A 23,912-nucleotide genomic window follows, 5' to 3' on the forward strand; every position below is an offset into this window, starting at 1 on the left:
ATCATCAAAGATATATGAGCATGGTGTGGCAACACGTCAACATTACTTCAGTCAACCAGACAGCGTCGAACAAGTTAAAATTCGGCTCTTCAAACAGCTGGCTTACTATTGTTTAGGGCTCCATTGCTTACTATTGGTGTTGTTCTGGTACTGTGACATTCTGATATTAGCCGTGGTCAATATCGGCAGTGTTATCGCTTGGTCACTCGGCATCAAACTACTACATCAGAATAAGAGCCATCTGGCCTTGCGGCTATTTTGCGTGGAAGTCACGCTGCACTCTATTTTTGTTTGCGCCACATTAGGCATGGACTATGGATTTCAGTATTACCTCTGGACAATCGCCAGCCTGATCTTACTCGATTACCAACTTAAGCTTAAAATCGCTTCAGCAATGGCTTTGATGCTTATTATCACCTTTGCACTTTTATTCGAGTTATTTGGCAAGGTGAATAGCCAATTTTTATTTAGCGAACTGGCGCCTTTCATCCATTTTATCAACGTGCTGATCTGTGCCATACCTAGTATTTACACCATTGGCCATATTCGTGAAGTGACCTTCTCCAACCGTTATCAGCTTGCACAACTGGCCGCCAAAGACCCTTTAACGAGTTTATTTAACCGTCGCTATGCTAAAGAGCTGATAAACAACGCACAAGAAAATTGTGTCAACACGTCACAACAATTAACCATCATCATGGCGGATATTGATCATTTTAAAAACATCAATGATAAATTTGGCCACGATATTGGTGATGATGTTTTGATTGAAGTTGCGCTAAAAATTAATAAATACACACAAGAGTCTGATATTGCAGTGCGCTGGGGAGGCGAGGAGTTCTTGCTGGTATTAGTTAACTGCGATTTACACCATGCACAAGAACGCGTGGAATGCCTGCGACGCGATATTGCACAACATATATTTCATACGCATGAATTACAGGTCACCATGAGCTTTGGCATAGCGCAGTGGTCCCCTGCTCTGCCATTTCGTATCGCCGTCAAGTTAGCCGATGATGCGCTTTACATGAGCAAAGCGCAGGGGCGTAATCGTACTACAAGCGCCCCATTAAAAGCCGTATGACAGAACGCTTAAATGGGCTTTTCTTATTTAGACAAGGTTATCGTATGCCTTATTTCACTGGGCAATAACGGCGTCAATTCACCTTGTGCATAGGCATCAAAACCACTGCGATAATAAGGCGAAAGCGGGTGACCACTTTGACCCCCTGCCACTGTCATCACGGCATTCTTTAAAAACCCAGGCTGCGCAATAAAGCGCTGTGATGCCCCAAAACGCTTTCCTTGCACTGCTGGCATAAAGCTATCGCCAAAACCTGGGACTGTAGGCATGTCTAAAAACCGACTTAAAAAAGGCATCTGCTGACTAAATGGATGTTGCACTGTAAGCATATTGACCTTGCCCCATGCCCAGTTCGCCATATTACTGCCAAATAGTGCTGTCAGCTTTTGCTGTGAATGGACAAAAGCAGCCTCAAGTAAATGCTGCCAATCTGCATGCTGTGCCAACCAGCTTGTTGGTTTAGACGCCAATAGTTGCCAAAGTGCGGGCTCAAAATACCGCGATAAGTGACTGAGCGTTTCATCTTGCGCATTTAAAGAGGACTCAATGGGGCTAAATACGGTGTCAATCACGCTCTTTCTAAAATACTTCACCAAGGTGTAGCCTACTGAGTCACTGCATGCACAAGCTTGCCAATCAGCCAAGTAATCTAGGATTTGTTGTTGATCAGCTAAAGGGGCCTGAGAGTTTGTTAGGGTTTCAACCAGCAGCTCATGCCACGGCAGTAAAAAACGCGCTTCATTGTCTAACTGTAACTGATTAAAGCTGGCTTCACTAAATTGGCTATCAGCCAATAATCTATCGCGGATCTGTACCGCACGCGCGCCAAGTGCATATCCCCCATCGCCAAAACGGCGGTGCTCCAGTGCCGACATAACACGTGAATTCGCAGTCCATAACTTACCATTATCAGGGTTAATCACTTGTGGCCGAACCAATTCATTTTGCTGCCATAAGGGTAACTCTGCACGATTAGCCGAGACCGCCAAATCACTCGGAAACACCCGCGATGGCAAGGCACCAATAGGTCGCCATGCGGCATTGCCCTGCTTATCAACCACCATTAAGTTCTGTACTGGAATGCCAACATGCGGTGCGATATTCAGTGCTTGCACCACAGACTCTGCGGTTTCTAGCTGCAACAAATTTAAATTAACCGCATATGGCTGATGTGCGACCCACTGCAGCGCATATTGCTTACCGTTAAACGCCTTAACGGGACCAAATCTACTGAGCGACAATGTATAAGTATGCACTTGGCCATTTGGTAATTTAATCTCTTCATTGATGCTTTGCAGAGGCGTTTGCTCAGACAACTCTATCCAATCTGCGGTGTCTAGATACCCATTAGTAAAACCCCAAGCAATTTTATCATTACTGCCCACCACAATTGCGGGCACCCCAGGTAAGCTTACCCCAGTCACTGTAACTGGCTCTGCAGATTCAGTTTGATAGTTCAATTGGGCACGGTACCAGATTGAGGGCACATTGAGGCCAAGGTGCATATCATCAGATACCATGGCTGCACCCGTTGAGGTCAAACTCCCCACCACGGCCCAGTTATTACTGCCAAATATGGGGGCTTCTGTAATTTGGGGGATCTGTTTTACTGACAGGTTTTGCTTATCTAAAGTTGGAATGGGCACAACAGGCATGGCGAGTAGACTACCATCTAGCGCAGCCTGATATTGACTCGGCTGCAATATGAAATCAACCATCGACTGACCAAACTGCTCGGCAATATGGATTAAAGTTTTATCTCGTTTAAACGTGGCAGCCTGCAAGTCTAAATACATGCTAAAAATGACAAGCAATGAGTCAGCTGGCTGCCATGGACGCGGCTCAGTGCCCAGCAGTAAATATTCAAAACTCAACATACCGGCTTGCGCTCGGCCTTCATTAACGCCCTGCGCATATACCTCGAGCAAGGTACGCTCCGCCTCGCTCATTGCTGCAATGATCCGTTCACTGCGCTGTCGAAATTGATGGAATCTCAGTGATTTATCAAGCTCTAGTGCGCCTTCCCCAAATAGCTCACTAAGCTCTCCAGCTGCATTACGTCGCAACAAATCCATTTGAAAAAAGCGATCTTGACCATGGGCATACCCCAGAGTAAAAGCTGCATCTTGGCGGCTTTTTGCCGTAATCACGACCTGTCCAATACCATCTCGACTCAACGTGCTTGGCGCTGTTAGAGCCTGACTTTTTGCATGCCCATCCAGCGCGGGCAAACTCAACGAGAGTACACCATAAATCATTGCAGTCACGGCGAGTACCCCTATCACCACAATTGAAATACCTATCTTTAACCATTTCAGCATATACCTTCCTTTATTTGAGTGAGCGAGTACCTGCGCCCCTACACCATAGAGAAACTTGCTCATCAGTTATAGCAAGTCAATGAGGCAGATTCAAAAACACGTCAACACCAATGAACCTATCATGCTTTTTTTGCAATTCATTTAAAGCACTTTGGTTTGGCGACTTTTTAGCAAGCCAACTATAGTTATCATATTCATGGAACCGACAGACCAGACATGCAAACAGAGAATGTTGTGCCGCCAAGGAAAGCTATCTTATCAAAGCTCGGAGTGCTCATACTGTTAACTGTGATCATTGCCACAGGATGGTATGTCGATCGAGTAAATTATAAACACCTCATTGAAGTTCAAAAAAACCGCACTTATGAGCAAGTGAATGTCTATCGGACGCGAATCGAAGGGCAGTTGGCCGCCAATATTCAATTAGTTCGGGGGCTTGCAATTGCATTGGGTAATGAACAAACCCTAACCCAAGAAAAATTTGCCAAGATCGCGGCTCCCCTATTTGAAACCGATGAGGTGTTACGCAATTTGGGCGCCGCCCCAGATATGGTTTTAAAATTCATCTACCCGCTAGAAGGGAATGAGAAAGCCCTTGGATTAAACTATCGTACCCACCCCACCCAACGCTTTGAAGCATTACAAGCACAGCAAACCGGTGAGATTGTATTGGCAGGTCCACTAAAACTCTTGCAAGGTGGAGACGCCCTCATAGCGCGCGTACCTGTTTATGATGCTGATCGTCAATTTTGGGGGCTGCTTTCTGTGGTCATTGATATGCAAAAGCTGTATCAAAATACGCAGCTCAGTGAACTTGAAGACAACTATCAAATCGCCATACGCGGACAACATGCCCGTGGTACACAGGGCGCATATTTTTATGGTACAAGTGATATTCAGCAACTTAACCCATTAACCTTTGAAATTAACGTGCCATCGGGCTCTTGGGTACTCTATGCAGCACCTCGGTTTGGCTGGTCTGGAGAAGAATCAGCCCTGTGGCCATTTCGTCTTGCATTACTCACCATTGTGATCATTTTTATGGTCGCCTTTGTCTTCTTTACACGACTATTAAAACAACTCGAAGATCAAGCAAATTCACTGACCAGTATGGGCTCCTTGGCAGAAGTCGGTGCTTGGTCAGTCGAGCTCAGCAGCCATCATATTAACTGGTCTACCGTTACACAGCAGATTTTTAATGTACCACCTCATTACCAACCAACTTGGATGGGCAGCACTGAGTTTTTTAAAGAAGGCGCCCAACGAAAGCGCTTCCAAGACGCCATGGGCTTAGCAATCAAAAACGGTAAAAGCTTCCAAGGTGAATTTTTAATCGTCCCAAAAGACAAACCGCCTTGCTGGGTTCTGATCAAAGCTCAAACGAAAACATCCGGTCGCAAAACCCTTGAAGTGTTTGGCTCTATTCAAAATATTCATCAACGTAAAACCATGGAAGTTGAACACGAAAAGGTTGCTAAAAATAATGAATTATTGGCACAGCTCAGCACACATGAAGCCATTTTAAATAGCCATATTGATCGTGCTCAAGAGCTTTGTATAGACACCATTTGCCAAGGAGTTGGGGCGACACGAGCCAGTATCTGGCTGTTTAATGACGAGCAAACCCATCTATATCCAGCTTGCTTTAGTAATACTAAAAAAGACAGCTTACAACACTATCCACCATGGCGCAGAACATCTCAGGCCGCTTTATTTAATGCCTTAATAAGTAGGCACACCATTGAAGCCTGGTCAGCCAAAAGCCATTCGGTCACGCGTGCGATCAATGAGCAATATCTATCCCCATTTGAGATCGATGCCATTGTATTTGTTCCTATTTTCTTTAAGGATACCTTGTATGGTGCATTAACCGCAGAGTTTAACACTGCTTATCCACAGTGGACGCAAAGTGACAAGCGATTTTTGAAAGCCATCGCAGCCATGCTCGCGAGCCTGTTTAGCAGTCAACAGCAACAACAAGCACAACATCAAGCCGTAATGGAAAAAGAACTGGCCGAGCAATCTGCCAAAGTAAAGGCATCCTTTTTAGCCAGTATGAGTCATGAAATACGTACGCCGATGAACGGCATTTTAGGCATGCTTAATATTCTTAACAGCTCAAACTTAAATGACGGGCAAAAACGCCACCTCACGCTGGCGCAAAGCTCTGCAGAGTCTTTATTAACCATCATTAACGATATCCTCGATTTCTCTAAGATCGAGGCAGGGAAAATGTCGATTGATACTGTGCAATGCGATCTCATTCAAATTATCAGTGATTGCTTTGCAGCCTTTGCGCCGAAGGCCATTGATCAGCATACCGAGCTGTTCCTCGATAGTCGTAATATGCAGTATCAATATGCCAATACAGATCCCCACCGCTTAAAGCAAATATTGAATAATTTGATCAGTAATGCCATTAAATTCACTGAAAACGGCAAGATAACCCTGACTTGCTACACTGAGCAAAGCAATCAAAATACGCGTCTTTGGTGCAGCATTGAAGATACTGGCATTGGGATCAGTAAGGCGCAGCTAGATAAAATATTTGACTCTTTTACACAAGCAGATCCCTCCACAACGCGTAAGTTCGGTGGCACGGGGCTTGGGCTCACCATTGCAAAACAGCTGTGCGAATTACTCGGCGGCGCTTTACATGCATACAGCAAGCTCTCCGTCGGCAGTACCTTTACTTTTTATATTGAATTACAAGATGCGCAACCCATAAAAGCGCTCGAAAGTACCAGTGATTACCTACTCATTATCGATCAACACCCACAAACTGAGTTGAGTGCTAGGCATATGCTTAATGCATGGCGAGTGCCAACAGAACATTTTTTAACGATCCCCGATGCGCTAGAGTTCTGCGAATCACAAAGCAACACCCATCCAGCGCTCATAGTAACAGCCACTGTACTCACACAGAGTTCTGAGTTGATCTCTCAGGCCCTATTCTCATTTATCAAAAAACATCAACTCAACTATGCTATTTTGTGCCATACCCCAGATGAATTAGCGGCACTGCCAAAAGTGCATGAATGCAACACGGTGCTTGCCCCATTAACCCCTGCAACCGCGCTAGCACTGGTGCAAAAGCAGCACACTGCACAGCAAGAACCTCAAAACATACAGCTAGATTGTTCGGTGTTACTCGTTGAAGACAATAAAATCAATCAAACCGTGGCACTGAGCTTACTTTCGAAGATTGGGATCAAAGCAGACTGCGCAGCCAATGGTCGATTAGCCGTTGAGCACTTACAAAAGACAGAGCAACCTTACGATATCATTTTGATGGACTGCCAAATGCCTGAAATGGATGGATACACAGCCACACAGGTGATCCGTCAAGGAAAAGGGGGCACACATCATAAAGATACTGTCATCATTGCCCTCACTGCAAATGCGATGGAAGGTGATGAAGAGAAGTGCCTTGCCGCAGGCATGGATGCGTATTTAAGCAAGCCCATCGATTTCGATTTACTGACACAATCACTTCAAGAGTGGACCAGCACAACTAGGAAAATATCCTTAAATAGCATAGAGTAAAGCTAATTTAATGGCCTGAGCTTTGCGTGCGTACATTCAGTTAGTCACAATCAAGCGCGGCCACGTTTCATATTACGATACGATTTGAAAAGGGAAACTATGAAGCTCACTACCATAGAACAGCGCTTAATTGGCTGCCTATTAGAAAAAGAAACCACCACACCTGATCAGTATCCACTGTCATTGAATGCACTCACCAATGCATGCAATCAAAAGTCCAATCGAGAGCCTGTACTTTCACTGACCGAATCAGATGTATTAGATGGCTTAGAACAACTTAAAACGCAGCGCTTAGTAATGTGTGACGAGGCATTATCGGGACGTGTGACTAAATATACACACCGTTTTTGTAATACAGAGTTCAGTAGTTTACAACTGGACGAGCAACAACGTGCCATTGTCTGCTTACTGTTGCTTCGCGGCCCACAAACGCCAGGGGAATTGCGAACCCGCAGTGGTCGCTTAGCTGAATTTGGCAATGTCAGTGAAGTTGAAACGGCATTAACTCAACTACAAGAAAAAGAACTCGTGGTGAAACTAGAGCGTGAGCCTGGCAAACGCGAAAGCCGCTATCAACATTTATTTGGTGATGCACCAGAGCCACAAACGACAGCACAAGCAGATATCAATAATCCAAATGAACTGAATGCTTTGCTAGAGGAAATAAATCAGTTAAAAGCCGAGCTTAACGCCATAAAGCAACATCTTGGACTTTAACTAAAAACATCATTGCCCAGAGACTTGTGGATCAATTACACTATTTGTGAAGAAAATAAATAGGCCTGAGGATATTCAATGCGTGACGCAATAATTGCCGAAATGAAAGTTAAACCCAGCATCAACGTGACAGAAGAGATCACACGTCGCGTTCAGTTTATCAAGCAGCGTTTGCTATCTGCACACTGCACAAGCCTTGTTCTTGGGATCAGCGGGGGTGTTGACTCTTCAACTTGTGGTCGTCTTTGCCAACTAGCTGTAGATGAATTAAATCAAGCCCATCCTGATAAATCTTATCAGTTCATTGCAATGCGGCTACCTTACGGTGTGCAAGCCGACGAAGATGAAGCGCAGCTAGCGATGGATTTTATAAAACCTTCTAAGCGACTGACTGTCAATATCAAGCCGGCTGCAGATGCCATGCACGAGCAGGCTATGCAAGCGATGACAGACGCAGATCTGACGCTACCTCAACAGACCCAAATTGATTTTGTTAAAGGTAACGTGAAAGCGAGGCAACGTATGGTTGCACAGTATGAGATTGCAGGTTTAAGCGCCGGTCTTGTAGTTGGCACGGACCACAGCGCAGAAAATATTACCGGGTTTTATACTAAATTTGGTGATGGAGCCTGTGATTTAGCACCCTTGTTTGGTTTATCAAAGCGCCAAGTACGTGCACTTGCCGCGAAACTGGGCGCACCTGCGCAACTAGTCGATAAAATACCGACTGCTGATTTAGAATGTGACCGACCGGGTCTAGCTGATGAAGACGCACTCGGATTGAGCTATGACAACATTGATGACTTCTTGGAAGGCCAGCCCGTTACACAAGAAGTTGAAGATAAGCTTGTTGCTATTTATCTGCGAACGCAGCACAAACGACAACCTATTCCAACAGTGTATGATGAGCAAGCGTAAGCACAAAATTTGTCTATAGATCGGGTGCACTTTGCACCCTTTTTTATTTTTGTATAGCCGAGCCCTAAATTTAACAAAAAAGTAACAAGTTACTATACAGTCACTGAAAACCCATGCTAAGTTAGTGATCACAAAGGCAACTCGTCCCGTATTAATTTGGCAAATGTGTCAGTGATGGTGCCAAAAGCACAGCATATTCTGATTTTTTCACCAGATTTATAGTCACAAGACACCACTTTTTAAGGAAACATAATGGCAGCCCCAATTTTAATTACAGGTGGAGCACAACGTATCGGGCTTGCACTTGCAAAGCACTTTATTTCTGCTGATCTACCGCTGATTGTGACTTACCGGACACGACATAAAAGCGTCGATGAGTTAGAGGCAAAAGGTGTGACATGTATCCAAGTCGACTTCAATGAACCAGATGCAATAGCGCAACTTGTAGAGAAAATAACAGGGCACACCAACGCATTACGTGCTGTCATTCATAATGCTTCAAGCTGGGACTGTGAAAAACTAAACCCTGATCATGATGCTTTGTTTGATAACATGATGCGTATTCACGCAAAAGTACCTTATTTGCTCAATATGGCCTTAGCACCTCTACTGCAGGCTTCAAATGAGGTCAGCGATATTGTTCACATCACAGACTACGTTGCAGAAAAAGGCAGCCCCAAGCACATAGCCTACGCTGCCAGCAAAGCTGCCCTAGACAACTTGAGCCGTTCATTTGCCGCAAAATACGCCCCTAATATTAAAGTCAATTCTGTCTCACCATCGCTCATTATTTTTAATGAACATGATGATGAGGCCTATAAAGCAAAAACACTGCAAAAGTCTTTAATGGGCATTGAACCAGGATGCCAAGAAGTCATTGCGAGCATTGAGCTATTGCTCAATAGCAACTATATAACAGGTAGAACACTTGCCGTAGATGGTGGAAGACACCTTAAGTAAAGTTCAGCGACGCTGATATTTCGCTTGAACTCATCAGATAATGAATTGCGAGTCATATTATGCATGAAGATTTAAAAAACAGTTACAAAGAAATCATTAACGCGGTAGGTGAAGATGTCGATCGCGAAGGTCTACTAGATACGCCAAAACGCGCTGCCAAAGCAATGGAGTATCTAACTCAAGGCTACCGACAAACACTGGATGAAATCACCAACAATGCCGTATTTTCATCTGATGCAGATGATATGGTCCTCATTCAAGATATCGAACTGTACTCAATGTGCGAGCACCACCTACTGCCTTTTGTTGGGCGTTGCCACATTGCTTACATTCCAAATGGTAAAGTGTTAGGCTTATCTAAGTTTGCTCGAATTGTAGACATGTTTGCTCGTCGTTTTCAGATCCAAGAGCAGCTCACTCACCAAATTGCTAAAGCGGTTGAGGAAGTTACAGGTGCAAGAGGTGTGGGAGTCATTGTTGAAGCAAAACATATGTGTATGATGATGCGCGGTGTTGAGAAACAAAACTCGAAAATGCGTACTTCAGTCATGCTCGGTAACTTTAGAGAAGATGCAAAAACGCGTAACGAGTTTTTACAGCTCGTAAAATACGGCTAGCTTGCAAGGATAGGCCATGATGCACAATGCAATTATCAATATAACTAACCTGAGACTACGTACTTTTATCGGATTTAATGAAGAAGAGCGTGAAAAGAAACAAGATGTCGTCATCAATATCGAAATACATTACCCAGCCGATACTGAGTGTGTGCAATTAGATGAAGTAGAACATGCGTTAAATTATAAAACCATTACCAAGTCAGTTATCAAGTTAGTAGAGAACGGTCACTTCTTATTATTAGAAAAACTCGTGGCCGATATCTTGGCACAATGCCATATTCACCCTGATGTGACGTTTGCACGTGTGCGGGTCGATAAACCTCATGCATTGAGGTTTGCAGATTCCGTATCATTAACATTAGAGTGGCAAAAAAAGCGTAATATTGATTGATATTGGTAAAGCCTTATAGCGCCAACTTTAAGGCTTTACTTTCATTCAAAAGAGCTCCAGTGCTAACGCTATCACCAAGGCATATCGTAACCCCTTTCCTAGGCTGACCAATAGCAAAAATAGACCGAATTTTATTCTAAAAACGCCAGCAACCAGCGTTAAAGGATCGCCTATAATGGGCAGCCACGCAAACAATAAGCTCGCTGTGCCATATTTTTGAAAATGACTACGCGCTTTTTCTAACGCACTTGGTGATACTGGAAACCAACGACGGTGGCTTAATCTATCGACCTGAGTGCCTAAATAATAGTTCACGCAACTACCAATCACATTGCCTGAAGTCGCACTCAACCATAGTAACCACAACAAGCCTGTTTGCTTAACCACCATGCCCGAAAGCAACAATTCCGATGACGCAGGTAGCAACGTAGCTGCAATGAAGGCGCTAAAGAAAAGACTGAAATAAGCCATATATAAAAAACTACAACCCTGCCAAAAAACGCCCACCACAAAGCTTGCTAAGTGATGCAAAATACGCGTAAATAACGCCAGCCTAACATAAGGAAATACATAATGATAAAAAGTCTATTCACAATCGGCACTGCCGCTGCTTTGTGTTTATCGATCAGTGCATGTGGCACCACAGAAGTGACACCAAACCCTGATTATGAAACCTATATAAGCCAAGGGGAAGTGTTTAAACATCTTTCATTGACAGACATTCATGGCCAAACGATTAATTTGCGTGATCAATCATCAAAAAAGTTAGTCATACTTTTTGCGACATGGTGCTCTGACTCGCAACGTCTGTTTAAACAGCTCAATGCTTCTAATCTTATCGAAGACAAAACACTGACTATTCTTGCTATTGGTCGAGAAGAGAACACCGCCACTCTCACGCAGTTTGCTCAAGAATATAATCTGGACTTTCCCCTTATCAGCGATGAAAAACGCACGATATACAGCCAATATGCAAATAAAGGCGTACCTCGCCTAATCCTACTTGATGAAAATAACCGTGTAGTTAACACTTTAATAGGCGAAACAGACAATATTATTGAGCAGGTCAAGTGGAATTAAATTCAGATGTGGTCAGCATTTTAACGATGGCCAAAGTTATCCAAACTGCGGTTGCACCCGTTTTTTTATTAACGGGTATTGCCGCTTTTCTTGGGGTTTTATCTAATCGTTTAGCACGGATCACTGACAGGGCAAGGCTGCTTGATAGAAAGCTCAATGCAAACTTGGATGAGGCATTACACTTTACTTTCACACAAGAGATGCGTGCTTTATTAAAACGCTCTCGCTGTATCCATGTCGCATTTAGTATGAGTGTGCTCAGTGCACTCATGGTGTGTGCTGTCGTCGTCTTGTTATTTATTTCCCATTTATATACCTGGGCACTTGGTGTGACAATTTCAAGCTGCTTCATCGCCGCGATGTTACTCTTAATAGGCGCTTTTTTAGCGCTATTGGCCGAAGTCATGTTAGCGACACGCAGTATGCGACGCGGTATGATTTTCAAAGATATAGGGTAGTTTAATTACGATACTGACTAACCTCTAATACTTTCAATAAGGTGAAAAACAAGACAAGGAGGGATAAAGCCCTTTTTTCACAACGCGTTGTCGCAGCTTTCACCACACATAAAAAAACACCGGCTAATGCCGGTGTTTTTCATTTTATGATTATCAACTTAAGTTGATATAAACAAATTACTTTTGCTTACGGCGACGTAGCGCAGCAAATGGTGCAGCAAGTAATGTTAACCAAGCTAATGAACCTGAATCATCATCGTCACCATTGTCTTCGTCAACATCAATCAAGCGAATTTCCACACGAACCGTCTCTGAATACTGCTCTAGTGCATCTTTCGCTTTCACGTTAAAGCTGAACTGGCGGTCAAATTCAAAGTCCAAGTTACCAGAAACAAGCACTTGACCTTTCTCATTCACAGAGATTAGTTCACTACCAGATACGATAAACTCAACAACATCATTATCTAAATCAGAGAACGTTAGCTGGCCAATCACTGTACCAATTGGGCTGTTCTCTTCGATATTGAAGCTCTGACCTTCTTCGATCATCGGCGTGCCTGCGTCTTCATCAACATCAGTTAAACGGACTTCAACACGCACCTTGTCTGAATACTTACCTTGTGCGTCTTTTGCTTTAACGTCAAAGCTGAACTGGCGGTCAAACTCGAAATCCAAGTCACCGGCAACAAGCACTTGGCCTTTCTCATCTACAGTGACTAGCTCACTACCAGATACGATGAACTCAACGACATCATTGTCGAAATCAGAGAAAGCTAGCTGGCCAATCACTGTACCAATTGGGCTATTCTCTTCAATATCAAAGCTCTGATCTTCTTCGATCATCGGCTTGCCTTCGGATTCATCTTCTTCAATGTTGAATACCACGGTCACAGCTTTTGATTCTAAATCGTCAGCATCCATAGCAACAACCATTGCTTCAATTGTTTCGCCTGAATCGAAGTCTACTTCACCCACTACTGTGATTTGACCCTCAGCATCAATTGCAATTGCATCTAAGCCTTCAACTACAAACTTAACAACATTGTCGTCTTGATCCATAAACGCAAGTTGACCAATCACAGTACCTGCTTCAGCATTCTCTTGAACGTTGAACTCTTGGCCTTCTGCGATAATCGGCGTCATCTCATCAACTTCATCAACTTCGTTGGTGATGTTTACAGCAATTTCAGCTTCATCAGACATGTTGCCTTCAACATCAATTGCAACAACTGAAAGCGTCGCCATGTGACCAGCTTCATAGTCAAGCAATTTAGCGTCAGCAACAACTAATTCACCTGATTTAGATACAGTCACACCAGCATGGTTGCTCGAACGTACTAAGAACTCAGAGATATCAGCTGCACCTTCATGTTCTACAAGCTCAATTTGTCCAAACACAGTGCCCGTTTCAGTGTTTTCAGCAACATCGAATGATGCTTCAACAATTTCAGGTGCTGGTGTTTCTGGTTCTGTTGGGCCAGCTAAGTTTTGCTCTGTAACTGCAGTCACAATGCCGTTGTCACTTGTGATAGCAAACGCGCCGACGGCATTAACGAACGCTTTTTGACCAGGCTCTAAGCGAGTTACACGTTGACCTGATGCATCCTCTAACACTGCAGTTGCCAAGTTAGTGAAATTCGCGGTACCAGCGATAGAATCTGTTACTGAAGAAATACCTAATTGATAATTGTCATAGCCCACTAACGCTTCAACACCAATTGTTGTTTGCTGGGTATCATTTGAGAAGTCAGCTGACGTTAAACCGATGATATCTGTACAGCCTGAGAAAGTGACAGTGTCTGTACCACTTTGATGATAACCAGCAGTTAAGAATGCCCATACAGGGTTACCATCTACAATCTGACCACTTACTGTCCTCATACGGCCGATAACTGCAGCACTTCTACCCACATCATTATAGTTTGCTAACGCATAGTCATGAACGCCATCATTATTGATATCAAGATTTACTTGATAACCTGCTTGACGGTGCATTAACAGCTCGTCCTCTAGGACAACAGATGCAGTGAAGAACGCACCAGAACCACAATTTTGAGATGCAACTGCAGTGAATGTAACCCCTTTAATTGCAAAGGCCTCATCACCCTCTCCAGCTTCGCTATTCATAGCAACAAGCTGCTCTGTGTATACAGGCAGAGTATCGAATCCAGTGTTAACTACGGCTAACTTGTTATCATCGTCATAGCTAAACTCTAGAGATTCAGCAGCTTTCGGTAACACATGATAAACAAGGTGAATATCATGATCGCCGTCTGTCGACGCATCATCAAAGATAAGTGCACCGTCAAACTCTGACAATGTCAGCGCAGTCGGTCTTGCTTTTTGACCATCATAGTCTTGTGGATTTGGTAAATCCCATTCAGGCAGCTTGCTTGGGTCAATCGTAATAGTGACATCAAACTCGATAGCTTGACCTGCAGGCACCATTACTTCTTCTGGATAATCCCAGCTTAGAGCGCCTGTTTCGTCATCATTGGCGTAACGCGCTTCTTTACGTAAGCTATATGTTTTCGCTTCAGCTGAGAAGTTTTTAAGTGTTACCGTTTTAGTATAAGAAGTCGTCTCATCAAGTACATCAAAACCGAATGACAATGCGCCTTGGTTCGTATCAAACTCTTCTTGTGCAACCCAAGCAACCGCTTCTGAAGCCACCGCTTTTTCCACGTCGACCAAGCCTGCACCAATTAAACTAATAGGTGCTAATACTGGCTCAGCTGAGACCGTAGTAGGTTCCATGATCACATTTAGGTTTGCTGTGTTCATCAGAACTGCTTTGATTTCTTCAGCATTTAGCTCAGGCCTTGCTTCACGCACTAGAGCAACGGCACCCGCTGTAATTGGACCTGAGAAAGAGGTACCTGTTGCGCCAGCTAGCTCGGTATACGTACCTGTCGCTGCAACTTGGATGTTAACACCCGGAGCTGTAATTTCTGGTTTAAGTAAACCGTCCATTGAAGGGCCACGTGATGAGAAGTCAGCAACAGTATCAATCGCAAGATGTGATTCAACGCTAAAGTTGAACTCTGGCTGCTGATTTGTAGCAAGAATATCTTTGATTTGCGTGCCAACAGCTTGCTGAACAGAAATAGTAGGAATTGTTACCGCAGGGTTTGAGCCACCTAACCCAGGTGCTTCACCTGGACCATTATTTGCGATAATAACGTATGCAGCACCTCGCTCTTGGGCATTAAGCGCTTTCTCAGTGAATGCACATGCACCACGGTCAATCAGTACAGCTTTACCTGTAAAGTCCATATCCGCGAAAGGATTTAAAAATTCACCAGGGTTGTTTTGATCTTCAACTAAACAACCTTCTGGCGCTGCTTCCGGATATACAAGTTCAACATCATCGCTAGAAAATGCAAACTCACCTTGGAAACCAAAACCGGCAGTACCTACTTCAACACGATTGCCAGCAACCGTACCAACAGCAAATAGATCATTAATCGTTGGGTGACCCATTGCGCCAACAGACAGTGCATTTGGCGTCGTACTTGGACCACCAATACGGAATGGGTTGTTACCATCGTTACCTGCAGAGATAACAACGTTTGTGCCTAATTTAACGAACTTATGAATTAGGTATTGTGTACCGTCCATTTCAGAAGTCACAGTTGAACCGAATTCACCGCCCAGTGACATGTTAATAACATCAACACGGTCACTGATATCACCATCACCATTTGGATCCATTGCAGCTTCTAATGCGCCTAACTGAGCTGCAAACGGACAGCCACCGCCACATACTGAATATGCATAAAGCTCAACATCTGGTGCGATACCTGTTACTGAGTGAGATACTGATGTACCGTGTGAAGATGCACCATCATCAGGACTTGTTGGATCAGGGAAATTCGGATCATTCTCTATCGGATCTGGGTCGTCACGAATAAAGTCATAACCACCAATAGCCTGACCTTGTGGCCATGTGACAGCTCTTGGATCTGACTGGGCTTCTTCATAAGCTTCTTTAGTGCCCTCACCGCCAAATGCTGCGTGCGTGTAATCAAGACCAGTGTCTAGTACAGCAACTCTTTGGCCTTCACCTGTATAACCAGATAGGTTTACTGGTGCAGCTTTGATGTACTCATTGGCATCGGCAACATGTAGCTCGTAATCACGAAGTGGTAATATGCGCGCTACGTTTTTATTTTTTTTAATTTTCGCTAGCGCTTCTGCTGATGCTTCAACGATTAAAGTAGATGCCAGTAGCTTAGTTGAGCCAACGACCTTGATACCCTCAACCTCTTCCACAAGCTGTTGAGTAACGTCTTGCTGTGCAGCTTCAATTGACGCGTACGTTGCACGTGCATCACTAACAGAGTAGTTACCACGCTCCATAAGGTCAGCAGCAGTTTCTTGCTTTAGTACAACCATGAAAGCAGTAATACGTGCTTCTTGCTTGGCTGTTTGTGAGAATTTAGTTACATCAGTACTAAGTACACGCGCATGATTTTCTAATGTAGCAGCACCCGCAGCCGCTGTTGTCAGTGCGCCTGAGACAGCAATAGCTACTGCTGTCGCTTTGAATGAATACTTGGCCATAGTTTCCCCTAGGACTTTTTGTTTAATTTGGTGTTTATTTATATTTAAGAGAGTAGAATCACTCATCAATATAATGTGACTACATGGTTAATTGCAATAATGGAAACTCAATTAAGTTACATTTTTTAAACTTTAATTTTATTCAAGTTCGCAAGTTATTGTTAATTAATAAAAAACACCCATGTAAACAAAAGTAAACAGATTGGGGGTGACGCATATGTAAACACTTGAAAAAACTAGTCCCCCAAAAAGCAACAAATTGTTTTCATCATTGTAAATGCGTCTAGTTATTAGACTAATAATCTTGCTAAATATATTAGAAACCCTTAAAAAGGTAGGGACTATTTATTTAAGGGGCAACGCATGAAGAAGTCATTAACATTATTAGCGCTGCTTGCAGGAATGAGCATGCAAGTAAACGCCAATACACTCTTTGAAGAAAAAGAAGACGCAATTGAATATCGTAAAGCGGCATTTCAGCTCATCCGCTATCAAATCGGCGACATGGGTGACATGCTGAAGGGTAAAGTGCCTTTTGATGCCGAACGCTTCAAACAACGCGCCCATAATGCCGCACAGCTTTCGAGCATGCCATGGGAAGCATTTGTTGCTGGCTCTGATAAAGGCGACACCAGCGCATTACCTGCAATTTGGAGCGACAGAAAGGCATTTGATGAAAAAGCCTCTAAGTTCGCACAGTATGCACAAGAGCTCGCTAAAGCTTCAGAATCTGGGGATAAAAAAGTCATTGCAAGTGCTTTTAGAAACTGGGCTAAAGGCTGTAAAGACTGTCATAAGTCGTTTAAAGATTAATTACCTTGCACGTCATCGATAATAAAAGAGGCGCAATTTTTTGCGCCCTTCTACTACAAAATCAATCGTCATAAAAATCAAACTCATCATCTCCTAAATGCCTTCGCAATCGTTTTTGCTCAAGATAGTCATCTAGCTTTTTGCGCACTTTTTGCCGCTGCTGGTTCGCATCTTTCTCATTCAATGCGCCCAGTTCATCTTGATATTCATCATCCCATGGATCATAGGAATATGTTTTACCCATGATGTGCTCCTATTTACATAAATAGCTCAACCATTTAAACACGGATATCAGCTTACGCGTTGCCACGTCGGAGTCACAACCTACACAGGCACACTCCGATTAATACCTTATTTAGCTCTAAACAGGTCACTTTTACAGTGAATGATTTTTATCGTTACGATGAATAAAAACAATCAAACTAAATATTAATGAAAACCACTAAAACTTGGCTAAAACATTTAACAAACACCTTCTTTCACTACCAACATGAAAATATAAGTTATTGATAAATATTAAATTTATAATATTGGCATTATCCTTGGTTAATATTTATCGTCATCAACAAAATAAGAGCTAAGCCATGAAAAACACAATTATTTCTCTCGCAATTTTATCTTCAACTTCCGTATATGCACACAATGATCATGAGTTTTCAATTACCAATGATAATTGCCAAGTCGAGTTTCATAACAATGTTAAAATAACGCCTCAGGAAGTATTTATTACGCAAAGTGGCAATCAGCAAATGATGATAACGGCAAACGGTACGTTATATATCAATGACCAAGGGATCCAAGTCACACCAGAGCAGCAAAGAGCACTTGCACTTTATGCGGAGACATTGCGTGTAGAGCTGCCAAAAGTCGCTGACGTAGCGACTGAAGCTGTCGGCATCGCCAGTGTCGCATTGGATGAAGTGGCAACGGCTTTTAATCTAGATAGCTTAGATGACTTATCTGGCTTGTTAGACGAGCTCAACGATGAAGTACACAATACCTTTTATCAAGAAGGGAGCTTTGTGATGGGTGAAGAAGTAATGTCAAACTTTGGTGAAAAATTTGAGCATGAATTTGAGTCTCGTGTCGAAAGTGCCGTGAAAAGTGCTATGTTTGAGTCAATCGGTACCTTACTTATGTCCATTGGCTCTGAAATGAAACAAGCCAATGGTGACTTCAACACCTTTGAACAACGAATGGAAAAACTAGGTGAGAGCATCGAACAACGTGTTACCGTACAAGCAGAGCAGCTAGAGTCACGCGCAGAGTCGCTTTGCCATCAATTTGAAAAAATTGCGATACAAGAGGAAAGGTTATCTCAATCTATGCCTACCCTTTCTGGGTACGCACTAATGCGCTACTCGGTACAATAAACCTCTGCTCTACGCATTAAGTGAGTCTTTATTTTGGCTGACTTAATGCGGCAGATACCATCTCTCCTAATTGCTTTAAACTCGTTTCATGTTTAGCCTGCCAAGGTAAACCAAAACTTAATCGAATACAGTTTTGAAACCGCTCTGTTGCACTAAATAACTGCCCAGGTGTTAGGCTGATCCCCTGCGCTATCGCTAAATTGAATAACACACCACCATCCACACTTTTATCCAGCTCAATCCAGACAACACAACCGCCCTTGGGATCACTGATCCTGGTATTGTCTGGAAAATGTCGACGAATACAACCCAGCATTTTTTGCTTGTTTTCTTGTAATCTCAGGCGCAACTTTTTAAGGTGTCTGTCGTACGCGCCTGATGCTAAGTAATCTGCCAAAACCCATTGATTCATCAATGAAGAAGAGCAGCTTAATGCACGTTTAAAACGCCTTGCCCTTTGTGCATATCCAGGTGCTAACATCCACCCAATGCGATAACTCGGCGCGGCTGTTTTTGAAAATGAGTCACACGTGATAACTTGTCTAGATTGGGCGTAATACTGAATCGGCTTGGCGCGGTATTGAGAAAAGTGCAAATCACCATAAACATCATCTTCAATCAAGGTAACATTATTGTCTACTAACATTGAAAGTAAACTTTGGCGACGATCCTCAGGCATGACGCTGCCCACTGGATTATTAATACTGGTCGAACATATACACGCTTTAACATCGTGCTGAATAAGCGCCTGCGCCAAATCTTCAAGCCATAACCCATCATCTGGACAAACAGGGATTTCTAATGCGCGTAGCCCTAAGTTTTCAATAAGCTCGATGATGCCAAAGTAGCCCGGAGATTCAATCGCCACAACATCACCAGGTTGCGTGACACATTGCAGCGCTATCGCTAATGCTTCTTGGGCGCCATTGGTAATTACAATATCGTCAATAGAAGCCGATAAGCCCATACGTAAATAACGCTGGGCAATTTGCTGCTTCAGTTTTAACAACCCATCCATCGCACCATATTGAAGCATTTGATCGCCCGCTTGCTTCAGAGCACTGCGCATCATTTTCGCCAATACAGCTTCATCACTCATCGCCGTCACAGGGTTAGCAATGCCGAATTTCGCCTCATGTTGTCCGTGGATCCCCTCATATACCTGCTCGATTAAAGATTGCTTGTTTACTTCTGTTGGCGCCATCGCAAGCTTGCATCGGCGGGGCAGCGTCGTTTGCTCATCTTCAGATAAAAAATACCCTGATTTTTCTCGCGAATATATTCGACCTTGTCCCTCAAGATAATAATAAGCTTGTTTCACTGTCGGGATACTCACAGACAATTGTTGCGCTAATTTTCGCAATGAAGGCAACTTATCACCCGGTTTAAGTATTTGCTGAGAAACCATGCCATTGATGACTTCAATCACATGCTGATAAAGAAACTGACCGTTTTGCATAGATGCCCTGCCGTCAAATCTGTATAGGTAAAAATTGTATTTTTCTGTATCTATTATACACAGATTATCCGAGTAAACTGCTACCTGCTGCAATAATCAACTCACACAAGGACCAGCAATGAGAAATTGGCTGTTATACATCATGACTGTTCTTATTTGGGGCTCTACTTGGCTGGCTATTGAATTTCAACTGGGTCAGGTCAACGAAGTCGTCTCGCTATTTTACCGCTTTGCTATCTCTGCCATGTGCATGTGGGGATTTGTCCTTTGGCGAAAATTACCAATGCGATTCAATCTTATCGACCACGGTTTTTTTATACTCTTAGCCATAGGTAATTTTGGCCTGAACTACTTATTTTTATATTGGGCACAGGGCACTTTATCTTCCGCGATGGCCTCCATTGCCTTCTCGTTTATGCTGATCTTAAACATGATCAACACACGCATCTTTTTTGCTAAGCCAATCGCCTTTAAGAGTTACATCGGCGCAGGTCTTGGCATTTTAGGGATTGTAAGCCTATTTTGGCATGTGCTTGGTGGCACCGATTTATCAACAACCACATTAACAGGACTTGCATTAGCCTTGCTCGGTACGTTTGCCGCATCACTCGGCAACATGGTCAGTATCCGTAACTCCAATCGCGAAATCGGTGTACTAGAAGGTAATGCGTGGGGCATGCTTTATAGTAGTCTATTACTTGGCGCGTATACTGCAATCAGTCCACTGTCTTTTACAATTGAAGCGGATACAAGTTATTGGGTGTCTCTTTTTTACCTTGCTGTTTTTGGTACGGTCATCGCCTTTGCCTGTTACTTCTCATTGCTAAAAAACATCGGGCCAGAACGCGCCAGCTACATCATAGTGTTATTTCCGATCGTTGCGGTGGTGCTCAGTACCTTGTTTGAAGGATTTACGTGGCAGGTAAATACATTTATCGGCTTTGGCTTGATCTGCGCAGGTAACTTATTAGTGCTGTTGCCTAAAAAATTACTTGTTAAATACACACCATTTTCGACCGCTAAGCAATATCAAACGAATTAGGCACATTAAGTCTCAGTAACGCCGCATGTGTGGTTACCCTAGCTGGCGTTACTGCAATTAATTCACCATCCGCTTCAATTTTCGCCCCCTGTGAGCTTATTTCAAAACATTGCCCACTGCTGACTTTCACCCAAGGCAGTCTAGTGTGCAGACCTACCAACATCAACGCAAAGCTCAATAATCGCTTCGGCAATGAGCACGCAGGTATCGCCAACATTTGCAATGCGCCACTGTCTAGTGCCGCGCTCGGCGTTGGTGTCAACCCAGCCGCAAAATGACGCCCATTGGCAAAAAGGCACATCATGACAGATTGCTTAACACCATCAATTTTCACATCCATGCCACCATAGGTCAGTAATTTTGCTATACCAAAAAAGGTATAGCTCATTGCACCAAAGCGTTTTTCGCCAGCCATAGACTCCACAACTTCAGCATTAAACCCAATTCCCGCCATGTTAATAAAGTAGCGCTGATCCACGCAGCCAACATCAACTTGACGGCTACACTCAGAAAATACTGCACTACGCCACTGAGCTAATGAGTACCCAAATGACCTTGCAAAGTCGTTACCAGTGCCACACGGTAATATCGCCATTCGCTTATCTGATGCAGACTGAGATACTTGCTCCCCATCAAATAACGCATTCACGACCATATTTAATGTGCCATCCCCCCCTAATACAGTGATTTGCTGATGATACATCAACAGCAGCTTGACCTGTGCAACATCCTTATCAAAACAGCCACACGTTGCGTACCATTGCAGATTTAATTGTCGCTGCATGGCCATTTTTTCCAGCCATGCCTTGTGCGCCAACATTTTTTTTCCGCGATGCGGCCTATAAACAACTAACAATACAAAAAACCCCAATATTTTTTATCTGAATAACTATTCAAACGATCAAAATTAAAACCGCAAAACCCAAATAAACCACAAAAAACCATTGCATAAATATTCACTAGCTCAATATTGAACCTTCAAGGATAATTTATTCATTACTTTTTCTAATGCTTCAGAGGCAATTTTTATCGTTTTAAATTCAACCAAATCGCATGCAAAATGGCCAAGTAAATTATTAATCCGTCAACAACTTGGAGTAAAACTATGCTTAACTCAGCTGCTGCGTGCGGCCATACTCAGACCACTGAAGAATCAATAAACCCAATTGCAACTAAACCTCAGATCAAATGGATGGCTTGGTTTAGCAAAATTGGACGTACACTGAGTCTCAGCCACGTGGTCATGCATAAGTAAACAACAAGCTCCACTCCCTTGATGACCAACCTACACCGGTCATCAAGGTAGAATGTGCGTCTATATTTTAGACACAGCCTACCAGAAAGTATAAATTTCAGGCAAACAATTCAATAACTTCGCTTTTTTGTCTATTTTTTCAGCAAACGATTAAAAAACTATTTACAGCGACTCATTCCATAAGTATTATCGTTGCCCATGGAGAGATGGCTGAGTGGTTGAAAGCACCGGTCTTGAAAACCGGCATACGTTAATAGCGTATCTAGGGTTCAAATCCCTATCTCTCCGCCATATTTAAAGTTTTGCGCCGGAGAGGTGGCCGAGTGGCTGAAGGCGCTCCCCTGCTAAGGGAGTATAGGGTTTGTAGCCCTATCGAGGGTTCGAATCCCTCCCCCTCCGCCATTATCTTGTAAAAAAACCGTCCTATGGACGGTTTTTTTATGTCTGAAATTTACACCCCTATTTTCGATCCCTTTTTCCATTCATTAATATTTGCGCTTCACAAACTGGTCAGATGTGTTATGAATATAGATACTAGTCGCAAACTTGATAACCCAGATGCAGATCCACTTTATCGATGGCTATATTCAGCAAATTTACTTAGTTGAATATCCTGAAAAATTACTCTTACTTGACGGCTGCACACGTGCAGATGTTGATCTTGTCTGTGACTTCATCGGTCACGTGCTGTTAAGATCATTGAGCGATCTTAAACTGATCGTCGTCACCCATATGCATCCGGATCATGCAGGCGGAGCCCATTTGCTCAGAAAGCGAACGGGCGCAAAAATCGCCACAGCGAAAGTTGATGGCCATTGGTACAGTGGTATCGATGGGATATTGATGCATTGGTCTGATATTTTCCTCGCCCTATGGGTTGCAGGACGTAAAAACAAAGCGCGCAAAAACTTATGGTATAGCCGCAAGCTAAATGCTGATTACTACCTATCCGATAGCGACTATCTACCTGACTTTCCTCAGTGGCAAGTGTTGCATACGCCAGGTCATACTGACAGAGATCTTTCCCTTTTTCATCATGAAACACAACGCCTATACGTTGCTGATCTCTTAGTTAAAGTCAAAGGCCAGCTCATTCCCCCGTATCCAGTTTTTTATCCAAACAGGTATCGTCATTCTTTACAAAGGATCAGGGAGATCAAACCAACTCACATTATTTTAGCGCATCAAGGTGAGCTCTCATTCAGTGACATTAATTTTGATCACCTTGATAAACTGGCACCCAAAGTACCAGTCACACACTGGCGTTCAGTCAAAGCCAAAACCAAAAAAGCCCTTGGTTTTAAATAAT

At 43.3% G+C, this 23,912-nt stretch carries 20 protein-coding genes and 2 tRNA genes; 16 read left to right on the plus strand and 6 right to left on the minus strand.

The genetic code is table 11. From position 1 onward, the window contains the following. The first annotated feature begins 25 nt into the window (after positions 1-25). Entirely contained in the window at positions 26-1,084 is a 1,059-nt protein-coding gene (locus AC2CZC_RS05755; protein ID WP_484584132.1) for a GGDEF domain-containing protein, read from the plus strand. A 23-nt stretch (positions 1,085-1,107) separates the two neighbouring features. Here the strand turns inward: AC2CZC_RS05755 and AC2CZC_RS05760 are convergent, their stop codons facing one another. After that, entirely contained in the window at positions 1,108-3,405 is a 2,298-nt protein-coding gene (locus tag AC2CZC_RS05760; RefSeq protein WP_484584133.1) for a penicillin acylase family protein, read from the minus strand. 216 nt (positions 3,406-3,621) lie between these two features. Between AC2CZC_RS05760 and AC2CZC_RS05765 the strand changes: the two genes are divergently transcribed. The 6 genes from AC2CZC_RS05765 (at position 3,622) to folX (ending at position 10,557) form a co-directional block, all read left to right on the plus strand. Then, positions 3,622-6,951 carry an ATP-binding protein gene (locus AC2CZC_RS05765; protein ID WP_484584134.1) on the plus strand — a complete coding sequence of 1,110 codons (3,330 nt, stop codon included), beginning with the start codon at positions 3,622-3,624 and terminating at the stop codon, positions 6,949-6,951. A gap of 99 nt (positions 6,952-7,050) precedes the next feature. Further along, complete coding sequence (locus AC2CZC_RS05770; RefSeq protein WP_484584135.1) at positions 7,051-7,668, plus strand: YceH family protein; 618 nt, start codon at positions 7,051-7,053, stop codon at positions 7,666-7,668. A gap of 78 nt (positions 7,669-7,746) precedes the next feature. Beyond that, positions 7,747-8,586, plus strand: a complete 840-nt coding sequence (gene nadE, locus AC2CZC_RS05775; protein ID WP_484584136.1) for an ammonia-dependent NAD(+) synthetase — start codon at positions 7,747-7,749, stop codon at positions 8,584-8,586. 252 nt (positions 8,587-8,838) lie between these two features. Further along, complete coding sequence (folM, locus tag AC2CZC_RS05780) at positions 8,839-9,546, plus strand: dihydromonapterin reductase (RefSeq protein ID WP_484584137.1); 708 nt, start codon at positions 8,839-8,841, stop codon at positions 9,544-9,546. Between the two features lie 59 nt (positions 9,547-9,605). Then, the gene (gene folE, locus AC2CZC_RS05785) at positions 9,606-10,163 is read left to right on the plus strand and encodes a GTP cyclohydrolase I FolE (protein ID WP_484584138.1); all 558 of its coding nucleotides are present in this window, start codon (positions 9,606-9,608) and stop codon (positions 10,161-10,163) included. A 19-nt stretch (positions 10,164-10,182) separates the two neighbouring features. Next, a complete protein-coding gene (gene folX / locus AC2CZC_RS05790; RefSeq protein WP_063360915.1) occupies positions 10,183-10,557 on the plus strand; it encodes a dihydroneopterin triphosphate 2'-epimerase in 375 nt (124 codons plus the stop codon). A gap of 45 nt (positions 10,558-10,602) precedes the next feature. Here the strand turns inward: folX and AC2CZC_RS05795 are convergent, their stop codons facing one another. Further along, positions 10,603-11,028: a YqaA family protein gene (locus tag AC2CZC_RS05795; RefSeq protein WP_484584139.1), complete on the minus strand. Its 426-nt coding sequence runs from the start codon at positions 11,026-11,028 to the stop codon at positions 10,603-10,605. A 102-nt stretch (positions 11,029-11,130) separates the two neighbouring features. Between AC2CZC_RS05795 and AC2CZC_RS05800 the strand changes: the two genes are divergently transcribed. After that, on the plus strand, positions 11,131-11,637 hold the full coding sequence (locus tag AC2CZC_RS05800) for a TlpA family protein disulfide reductase (RefSeq protein WP_484584140.1): 507 nt from the start codon (positions 11,131-11,133) through the stop codon (positions 11,635-11,637). Between the two features lie 26 nt (positions 11,638-11,663). Next, on the plus strand, positions 11,664-12,095 hold the full coding sequence (locus AC2CZC_RS05805) for a DUF2721 domain-containing protein (RefSeq protein WP_063360913.1): 432 nt from the start codon (positions 11,664-11,666) through the stop codon (positions 12,093-12,095). A gap of 177 nt (positions 12,096-12,272) precedes the next feature. Here AC2CZC_RS05805 and AC2CZC_RS05810 read toward each other — a convergent pair whose 3' ends face one another. Next, complete coding sequence (locus AC2CZC_RS05810) at positions 12,273-16,661, minus strand: S8 family serine peptidase (RefSeq protein WP_484584141.1); 4,389 nt, start codon at positions 16,659-16,661, stop codon at positions 12,273-12,275. 363 nt (positions 16,662-17,024) lie between these two features. Here AC2CZC_RS05810 and AC2CZC_RS05815 point away from each other — a divergent pair, with 363 nt between their 5' ends. Continuing rightward, positions 17,025-17,474, plus strand: coding sequence for a c-type cytochrome (locus tag AC2CZC_RS05815; protein WP_484584142.1), 450 nt, complete (start codon positions 17,025-17,027; stop codon positions 17,472-17,474). A 61-nt stretch (positions 17,475-17,535) separates the two neighbouring features. Here the strand turns inward: AC2CZC_RS05815 and AC2CZC_RS05820 are convergent, their stop codons facing one another. After that, entirely contained in the window at positions 17,536-17,718 is a 183-nt protein-coding gene (locus AC2CZC_RS05820; RefSeq protein WP_484584143.1) for a PA3496 family putative envelope integrity protein, read from the minus strand. Positions 17,719-18,058: 340 nt separating this feature from the next. On the opposite strand from AC2CZC_RS05820, the gene AC2CZC_RS05825 reads away from it, so the two are divergent. Then, the gene (locus tag AC2CZC_RS05825) at positions 18,059-18,847 is read left to right on the plus strand and encodes a DUF2884 family protein (RefSeq protein WP_484584144.1); all 789 of its coding nucleotides are present in this window, start codon (positions 18,059-18,061) and stop codon (positions 18,845-18,847) included. Positions 18,848-18,875: 28 nt separating this feature from the next. On the opposite strand, the gene AC2CZC_RS05830 is transcribed toward AC2CZC_RS05825, so the two are convergent. Next, positions 18,876-20,306 carry an aminotransferase-like domain-containing protein gene (locus tag AC2CZC_RS05830; protein ID WP_484584145.1) on the minus strand — a complete coding sequence of 477 codons (1,431 nt, stop codon included), beginning with the start codon at positions 20,304-20,306 and terminating at the stop codon, positions 18,876-18,878. Positions 20,307-20,424: 118 nt separating this feature from the next. Between AC2CZC_RS05830 and AC2CZC_RS05835 the strand changes: the two genes are divergently transcribed. After that, positions 20,425-21,348 (plus strand): DMT family transporter, encoded by a 924-nt coding sequence (locus AC2CZC_RS05835; RefSeq protein WP_484584146.1) that lies wholly within the window; start codon positions 20,425-20,427, stop codon positions 21,346-21,348. Here the strand turns inward: AC2CZC_RS05835 and AC2CZC_RS05840 are convergent. Continuing rightward, entirely contained in the window at positions 21,326-22,219 is an 894-nt protein-coding gene (locus tag AC2CZC_RS05840) for a diacylglycerol/lipid kinase family protein (protein ID WP_484584147.1), read from the minus strand. The genes AC2CZC_RS05835 and AC2CZC_RS05840 overlap by 23 nt on opposite strands. A 234-nt stretch (positions 22,220-22,453) precedes the next feature. Here AC2CZC_RS05840 and AC2CZC_RS05845 point away from each other — a divergent pair, with 234 nt between their 5' ends. From AC2CZC_RS05845 to AC2CZC_RS05860, 4 genes are all read left to right on the plus strand, one after another. Continuing rightward, positions 22,454-22,603 (plus strand): hypothetical protein, encoded by a 150-nt coding sequence (locus tag AC2CZC_RS05845; RefSeq protein ID WP_484584148.1) that lies wholly within the window; start codon positions 22,454-22,456, stop codon positions 22,601-22,603. Positions 22,604-22,803: 200 nt separating this feature from the next. Further along, positions 22,804-22,894: transfer RNA gene (locus tag AC2CZC_RS05850), tRNA-Ser, on the plus strand. Positions 22,895-22,912: 18 nt separating this feature from the next. Further along, positions 22,913-23,005: transfer RNA gene (locus AC2CZC_RS05855), tRNA-Ser, on the plus strand. Positions 23,006-23,161: 156 nt separating this feature from the next. Continuing rightward, complete coding sequence (locus AC2CZC_RS05860; RefSeq protein ID WP_484584851.1) at positions 23,162-23,911, plus strand: MBL fold metallo-hydrolase; 750 nt, start codon at positions 23,162-23,164, stop codon at positions 23,909-23,911. The last annotated feature ends 1 nt before the right edge of the window (position 23,912 follow it).

The organism is Pseudoalteromonas sp. MMG033, assembly GCF_057197785.1.